Source organism: Candidatus Cryosericum odellii, assembly GCF_003570935.1.
GTDB classification, from domain to species: Bacteria; Caldisericota; Caldisericia; order Cryosericales; family Cryosericaceae; genus Cryosericum; species Cryosericum odellii.
Genome location: NZ_QXIU01000171.1, coordinates 1 through 3,384, shown reverse-complemented (window position 1 = coordinate 3,384; position 3,384 = coordinate 1). Strand labels below are relative to the sequence as shown.

The following is a 3,384-nucleotide window of genomic DNA, read 5'->3' as shown; positions in this document are numbered from 1 at the left end:
ACGGCGCGTAGGATCGACGAAGCACTGGACCAATAACGATCGCCCCGGCTGTGTGCCGGGGCGCGCTTTCTGCAACGATAGAACAGACTAGATGAAGAAGTTGATATGACCTTGGTCAGCGTCGCCCAGCATGGTCGCCACACCGCCTTCTTCAATGCCGTCGATGAGCTCTTCGCGGTGGATTCCCATAAGGTTCATCGACATCGTGCAAGCGATGAATGTGCCGCCGCCATCGAGGACAGACCGCATCATTGCCTCGACAGGCGTCACGTTGTACTTCTTCATGAGGCCCAGGATCATGCCGGTACCCATACCCATCATGTGCATCTTGCTCAAGATGAGGTGCGTGGCACCACGCGGCATCATCATGCCAAACATCCGTTCGATAAATGTCTTCTTGATGCGCACGTTCTCATCTTTGCGCAGGACGTTCAGGCCCCAGAAGGTGAAGAACATGCTGATCTTCTTGCCCATAGCTTGGGCGCCGTTCGCGATGATGAACGCCGCGATGACCTTGTCCAGGTCGTTACTGAACACGATGATGGTCGCGTGGTCGTCCGCCTTGCCTGGGACGACAACGACTCCTGCTGTGGCGGCAGCCTGAGCGGGCTTCCGCAGTGTCGCCGTAACTAGCTTTCCACGCTGGCGGTCCACCACTTCCAGGCCCTGTGCCTGGGCAAAGGCTGCGACGTCGGCGTAGAAACCGGGGTCCGAGGCGGTGACCTTGATCATGTCACCCGGCCCTGTCGTTGCGAGCGCTTCTTTCAACTTGAGCAGCGGCCCCGGGCACTGAAGGCCACAGGCATCGATCTCGACGGTTTTGGCCGAAGCTGGGGCGCGTGGTGCCAGCAATTCTGTTTTTGTAGCGCACGGCCCGCTTGTGCAGGTCTGCTGATCGTCCGCCTCGCGTTCGAGCCGTGTCGGCTGTTCTTCGATACCGTGTGTCACAGAAGCCTCCCAGCTTGTATAGCCACCGGTCAGGTTGGCGACCTGGAACCCGTTCTGGACCAGGATTCTCTGCGCCACGTACCCACGCAGTCCGACCTTGCAGTAGGTAAGGATGATCTTTGCTCCCGTGGGCAACTCGCCGATACGGTTGCGCAGTTCGGGAAGTGGAATGGTCAGTGCGCCGGGAATGATGCCACAGGACGTCTCTTCCGGTTCACGCACGTCCAAGAGAACGGCTCCCTTGGCGAGTTCCTCGGTCAGATGGTCAGGTGTCACGACGGGTGCCAGGTTCTCGAGGTCGTTCTGGGCCACAAAGCCAGCCATGTTCACTGGATCCTTGGCACTGCCATAAGGTGGAGCATAGGCAAGTTCGAGGTCAGTGAGGTCGTCGACGGTAGCGCCCAGACGCATGGCTGTGGCCAGGACGTCGATGCGTTTGTCCACGCCGTCGTAGCCGGCGGCCTGAGCGCCGAACAACTTGCCCTCGGGGCTGTAGAGCAGTTTGATATGGACTGGCGTGCTCCCCGGGTAGTATCCGGCGTGTGAACCCGGATGGATGGTGATGGACCGGAAAGGGATACCCATTTTTGTCAACAGAGCCGCGCTGGCGCCGGTGGCTCCTGCTGCCAGGTCGAAGACCTTGACGATCGACGTGCCCTGTGTTCCTTTGTAGATATCATCTCTGCCTGCGATGTTGTTGGCAGCAATGCGTGCTTGCCGGTTCGCCGGGCCTGCCAGCGGGATGAGCGCCTTGCTCTTCGTGACGAAGTGTTCGACCTCGATGACGTCACCGATGGCATAGATATCGGGGTCACTGGTGCGGAGGTGCTCGTCCACCAGGACGCCGTGGGAGGTGCCAATCGTAAGTCCAGCGTGTTCGGCTATCTGCGTGTTTGGTCGTACGCCGATGGCGAGGATGACCATATCTGCTGCAAGCTGTGTCCCGCTGGTCAGGGTTACCATCAGTGTGCCGTCCACGTTCTTCGCAAACGACTTGACTCCATCACCCAGGTGCAGGTCGACACCATGCATCTGCAGTTCCTGATGAGCGTAGGCAGCGATGTCGGGGTCGAGGAACGCCAGCACCTGCGGCAGCATCTCGACCAGTGCGACGTCGACCTTCTGCTCCCTCAGGTTCTCTGCGACTTCGACGCCGATGAAACCCCCTCCGACGACGACGGCTTTCCTGGCACCAGCATGGACGGCCTGGATGATACGGTCCATATCAGGGATGGTCCAGAGTGAATAGATGCCCTCACTGTCGATGCCCGGGATGGGTGGGCGCAGGGGAGAGCCGCCGGGAGACAGGACGAGCTTGTCATACCGGTCGGTCATCTCGGTGCCGGTGGCGAGTTCTTTTACAGTGACCGTGTGTGCTTGCCGATCAATACTGGTTACCTCATGCCCCGTCAGGAAGTCGATATTGAACCGCTCCTTCATTGACGCAGGTGTCTGGACAAGCAGCTGGCTGCGATCTGTAATGACATTGCCTATGTGATAAGGAAGCCCGCAATTGGCGAAACTGATGTAGTCTCCTTTTTCGTAAACGACGATTTCCGCCTTCTCGTCGAGGCGGCGCAGGCGCGCTGCAGCCGAAGCTCCCCCAGCGTTTCCACCAACAATAATGACTCTCACGTATTCCTCCTGTTTTCTTGTGTTCTTCGTCACATAACCTCAATACCGTCACGCACATACCAGGATTCCATGAAACAATACTCAATAAGTTTGTGACCATATATCACAAAGTCAATGCTACAAATTGACAACAACGTGTGGGCGCACAATAGACTCTTGTATGAGGGAGTCGCCTTCGCCATACTGAAGTCATGACAGAGAACAGCATGGGCAAAGTATTCGTGCACGCAGGCCAACCGTTTTATGGCCGAGAAGAATTGTTCGCATGACGCACCTTGACATCGTCTGGCATCCTGAGATGTTCCACGGCCGCGGATGGCGACCCAGCGGATTTGACGGGTGGTATTTCAAGGTCGTCGACCCCTCCGAGCGGCACGTGTGGGCAATCATACCGGGCATCTGGATGGACCGCGACCCGGCCAAGCAGTACTGCTTCATCCAGTTCCTCGATGGACGGACAGGCCGCACGACGATGCACCGCTATCCTGCCCAGCAATTCTGGTCCTCGCGCGAGCGCTTTGACGTCGCGGTCGGCCGAAGCCGCTTCAGCCTGACATCCATGCATGTGGACATCGATGATCCGGACCTGCACCTGAAAGGAGACCTGCAATTCTCACAATCGCAAGGGTGGCCGATTCGCCCGTGGGCACCAGGGGCTATGGGGCCTTTTGCTTTCCTGCCGTTTCTCGAGGGGTATCACGCCGTTACGAACGTCGACCCTCGCATCGTCGGTTCTCTCTCCGAGGGCGGCGATGAGATGGACTTCACCGGAGGACGGGCCTACATGGAGCGGGACTGGGG

The 3,384-nt window shown here is 58.4% G+C and carries 1 protein-coding gene and 1 pseudogene; one reads left to right on the top strand and one right to left on the bottom strand.

Translation table 11 applies throughout. The annotated features are described in order from the left end of the window. Positions 1 to 87 precede the first annotated feature (87 nt). Positions 88 to 2,583, bottom strand: a complete 2,496-nt coding sequence (locus SMC5_RS07090) for an FAD-dependent oxidoreductase (RefSeq protein WP_119120150.1) — start codon at positions 2,581 to 2,583, stop codon at positions 88 to 90. Positions 2,584 to 2,848: 265 nt separating this feature from the next. Between SMC5_RS07090 and SMC5_RS07085 the strand changes: the two are divergent. Then, positions 2,849 to 3,384: pseudogene (locus SMC5_RS07085) on the top strand (tocopherol cyclase family protein); the annotation flags it as partial.